The sequence below is a fragment of the Syntrophorhabdaceae bacterium genome (assembly GCA_028713955.1).
Classification (GTDB): domain Bacteria; phylum Desulfobacterota; class Syntrophorhabdia; order Syntrophorhabdales; family Syntrophorhabdaceae; genus UBA5609.
Genome location: JAQTNJ010000057.1, coordinates 1 through 4,514, shown reverse-complemented (window position 1 = coordinate 4,514; position 4,514 = coordinate 1). Strand labels below are relative to the sequence as shown.

At 52.6% G+C, this 4,514-nt stretch carries 3 protein-coding genes; 2 read left to right on the top strand and 1 reads right to left on the bottom strand.

Annotated elements, in window-relative coordinates:
• A partial coding sequence (locus PHU49_06875; protein ID MDD5243724.1) for a multicopper oxidase domain-containing protein occupies positions 1–3,359 on the bottom strand: 3,359 nt, incomplete at its 3' end.
• A gap of 345 nt (positions 3,360–3,704) precedes the next feature.
• Here PHU49_06875 and PHU49_06870 point away from each other — a divergent pair.
• On the top strand, positions 3,705–4,130 hold the full coding sequence (locus tag PHU49_06870; GenBank protein MDD5243723.1) for a FixH family protein: 426 nt from the start codon (positions 3,705–3,707) through the stop codon (positions 4,128–4,130).
• A 41-nt stretch (positions 4,131–4,171) separates the two neighbouring features.
• Positions 4,172–4,514 (top strand): hypothetical protein (locus tag PHU49_06865; protein ID MDD5243722.1); only part of this gene is annotated, 343 nt, incomplete at its 3' end.

The following is a 4,514-nucleotide window of genomic DNA, read 5'->3' as shown; positions in this document are numbered from 1 at the left end:
GTACCATCCCATTGATAGAGACCAGATCCTGCAAAGGTAACATACAGGTACGACCCTGAGGCTATGATTTTTGCAGGGACAGTTGTATGGAGTTGGGTCCATTTACCCAATTCCCACGACCAGAGGCCGGAGCCGGGTAGGCTCGCGTAAAGTAAGCTATCCACATTGAATATGATCGGCCGCATCATGTCGTTCTCCTCATGGCTGAGGATATGACAATGCCACACGTATTCGTGGCCGAAGTTGGTCATTACATTGGTCTGAAGCGGATTGAGATTGCCTCCGTCTGTCGTGTCTATCTGCGAGAACCCCTCAATAGAACCTATTGGGTATGCCGGGTTCAGAGGACGGATACTGTTAGGAAGGGTAAAAGGCGCCTTGGGGGGGATCGGCTTCAGCGCCACGATCGTATCCTCCAGTGGGTGCATCCTGACCGTCTCCTTCCAGCCCAGTTCATTATCGTCGGGCAGCCTGATGAATCCATCCCAGCCGACCCGGTTGAGCACCTGTACGTCGAAGAGGTGGAAGTGGATCGGGTGCGCGTCCACGCCGTTATGCGTGACCCTCCAGATCTGGATCTCGTTTGGCTTCACGATCTCAGTAGCCGGGTCGACGAAGTTCTGGAGTATAAAATTCGCGATCGCGGCGTTGGTAAATGACCTTTCAAGCCCCAGTTTCGCGCTCATCCGTCCATAGTCATCGAATGTCGCACCCATCTCGTCGTGGATGGCTTTTGGTGCCATTGTAAAATTACTCGTTATCGTGCCGTCAACCCTCTTGAAGCTGATAGCACCGTCAGAGATCCTCGATATACCCCAGTTGGGCCATGTTGCAGGAAACGTGGTGTTATAGGTGGTATTATAGGCGGTCTGTCCGGCTATGATCGGGTCCTGAGACTTCTGGAAGATACCCGATGAACCGGCAAAGGCTGTCTGCAAGGTAGTAAAAGTACCCGAATTATAGTAATCTACGGGCGACGAGTTGTCACCCCCGGCTCCGATCACAATCTGCATGACCGTCCTGATGTTGGGACCAACACCCGGTGGAATAGCAGTGTAGCCGCCTATGTCTGTCCTGTCAGGCGCACCCGTGTAATAGTCGTAATGCGGGTCAAGCGCCGGGAATGCGGTTGGCGCGTCATTATAAAGAATGAGCGTCTGGCCCGCAAACTTGCTGAAATCGACGATCACGTCCGCCCTCTCAGCAGGGCCTAAAAAGAGCGTGCCGCCGCCTTCGTTCTGCTGGAGCACATTCCCGACATTGAACATCGTCGGGTCCATATTCCACTGCACCGGTTGGTTCGGCAGCACTACCGGCTTCGGTAAAAAACCGCCTTCGTTGCCGATCTGGACAAACGCCGGGCCTCTCATAGCCGGGTCAGGCACGCCGCCCTCCCTGCCGTCTTTCGGCCAGGTAGCAGGGTAGCCCGAGGTCGGCACTGCGGGGACCATGCCTACCTCCGTCAATTGCGTATATACTGATGCCGTTGCAGTGGCGCCCGATCCGCCGCCGCCCGTGATGGTGACGGTAGGCTCGGTAGTATAGCCGCTGCCAACAGTTGTTACATCGATAGCAGTAACAGCTTCGCCCGATATCGTTGCTACAGCAGTGGCGCCTGTTCCTCCGCCACCCGTAATGGTGACGGTAGGCACCGAGGTATACCCTGTTCCTCCGGCCCCGACAGCGATACCGTTCACGATACCGGGGGTGGCCCTGTAGAGCTGCAGGTTGAGGAACCTGTCATGGGAGGCGTTCAGTATACGGAGACGGTATGCCTGTGGGCTCAGGGTAACCTTGGGATAAGCTGTTCCATTCACCACCATGGTATCGAGAAAGGCTTCGGCGCCCCATGATGGGTGCGGCGTACCGGGCATCTCAGGCGGCTGATCGACTGAATAATTGGGATTGGCAGGGTTAGAGTATGGATTCGTGACAGGACCATAATCGATGCAGTAGGGTTTCACTGCACCCGCGGAAGATCCGCACAGCGGGGTGGCAGGGAAGAACCAGGGACCGTAGTGCCACCGACCCATGTCATTTATTCCGCTCAGATTGGGATTGTAAGGGTTCTGCGCCGGCATATAGACATGCGGCCACCAGAGGTCGCCTGTCACGGCTGTGCCGGTCGCAGGTTTCGCCGGGTTCGATCCCCAGGCCCAGGTAGGGTCTGTAGCCATGGTATATGTGGCTGCGTTGCCCAGGGAGGCATTTACAAAGGTCTTGTCCTGTACGACAAGGGGAAGCCCATAACGGTATTCACACATGTCTCCGGGCGCTCCACACATGTTCGGGAGAGTCCCAGCGCTGATTGCAGCCTCTTCTGTCGGATCCGTAATCAGGTATCCGGCTGCCATACCGACATATACGTTCAGACGGGTGGTACCCCAGGCATGGTCGTGATAGAACAGCAGCCTGGAACTCTGCTGGTTGGTATAATAGTAGGTCACCTTCCCGGAACCGGGATTGTTCGTTGCACCCGCGACCGTGCAGGTCGTCTTGGCCGCGCATGAATCTATTGTATTCCCCGCCCCGTCGAACCACATGTCAGGCACATAAACCACGCTTACACCTTTGGGGTAGACTGTGGTCTCTCCTGCCGGAGTGATCCACTGGTGGGGTGTTCCATCGCTAATCCATGGGGTACGTCCGCCGTGGAGATGAACGACGGAACGGTTTTGCGCAAAATTGCCTGTCTGCGTACCTGTCATTGCCTTTGTTTCCGGGTTGTAATTGATCTCAAAAGGCCCTGATCCCATAACGGTAGTGTCTACAGGGACAAAGAGGTCGCCGCCAGCTTCGCTGGGCAGGTTGTTCTTGAACAGGATACGCACCGGTTTTCCGTTTGTACCGCCCGTCGGCAAGGCCGCGCCGGGGGCGTAATTAGGATCGTACTTCTTAGCGATAATCACCGGCCCGAGGTAGTGCGGCGTCAACAGGTTCACATCCGCAGTGTTGGTCTGCCGGTAGCCGCGCAGCAGCGTGCCGCCGCTCGTGGCAAGCATCTTATCTGCGTTATTGAGGTCAGTAAAGGCAGCATGCATCTTTTCGCGGAACTGAACAAGCTCGATCTCGTAGTAATCGGAGCCAGAATACTTTGTCGTATCAGGGATAGCGATAGGGATACACTGGCCGAGCAGATTCGCGCCGGGAGTGGCGCCGCATATTCCGGGCAGCCCGTCGACGAATTTCGTCAACGGCGGGCTGTTGGCCCAGTTGGGCGTCAGGAAGTAGTCCGGGATGTAATACCCGTTCGCCCCGACGTCAAGCGCCTGAGCGTTACGCTGACCTATTCCCCAGGGAGAAGAAACAATCATTATCAATATTAGATTAATCAAGATTGATAATCTCCGTTTATTCATAATTATCCCTCCTTGAACACTTTTTGTGATCCATTACAGATAATATTAACCACAAAAAAGGGCCTTTTCTGTCACAAAACAAACAATAATTTTGTCGTCCTTTTTACCACATTATGTCAAGCGATTTTAATCTGGTCCTGACCAATGCTCCATAGAATAATCCTGACAAGATATGAAGCACGTTTTTAAGAACTTTTTAGTAACAAAAAGGATGACAAAATAATTGTTAGTTCCGTGACAGACAAGATATACTTGTTCAGTTAATTTTATTGTGTACATATGACATTTCAAAAGAAGGACTGGAAGGGGTATACGGTTATTTTTAATTTTCAAAATAATACTCTTATGATATCAAAGGGTTTACAGGTATTACGGAAGTTTATGCAGGATGCGCTCATTTTTGCCCTCCTGTTTTTTGTCTTCGTTCCCGTGGCAGATGGGAAAGGTTACATGATGAGGCGGAAGGTGAACAATTACACGGTGAATGTCGCTATTGATCGTAACCCTCCTATTGTGGGCAAAAACGAGATACGGATCGACATCAAAGACCTATCGGAAAGATATGTCACAAAAGTGCCGGTAACGGTGAATTATTATATGCCGCCCATGCCGGGCATGCCTCCCATGAACTATACGGTGAAGGCGCCTCCCGATGGGTCAGGATACAGTGCGATCATGGATCTCATCATGACAGGCCCGTGGATAATAGTAATCAGAGCCAGCATATCGGGAAAGTATCTCCGGGTATCGGTTCCCATCGATGTGAGGTGATTTTGCTCAAAACCTAAAGGATCAAGACGAGGTGTCGTAAGATGAAAAAAAAATATCTTATCAGTCTTTCAGTTATTGTCATTATTGTCATTATTGTCGTTATATACCTCTTCATCCCTGTTCCTCATACTATGAACATGGCACAGGCGGACAAAACGGGCCCATCGCCGTCCCCCGAAGCTGCCGGTACAACAGCGCCCGGCACCTCTCCGGCACCTTCCCAGGCAGCAACTGCCGAAAATGACCGAACGGCAACTGTTGAGGTTGCCATCGACAGGCAGCAGATGATAGGGGTAAAGACCGTTGCGGCAGCCATAAGACCCATGAAGAAGACACTCAGGACAATAGGGCGGGTGGAGTATGATGAGAGAAAGCTCACAACCG

Excerpts from the sequence above, each read along its gene's own strand:
- PHU49_06870 (MDD5243723.1), top strand. The coding sequence starts at position 3,705 with ATGATATCAAAGGGTTTACAGGTATTACGGAAGTTTATGCAGGATGCG.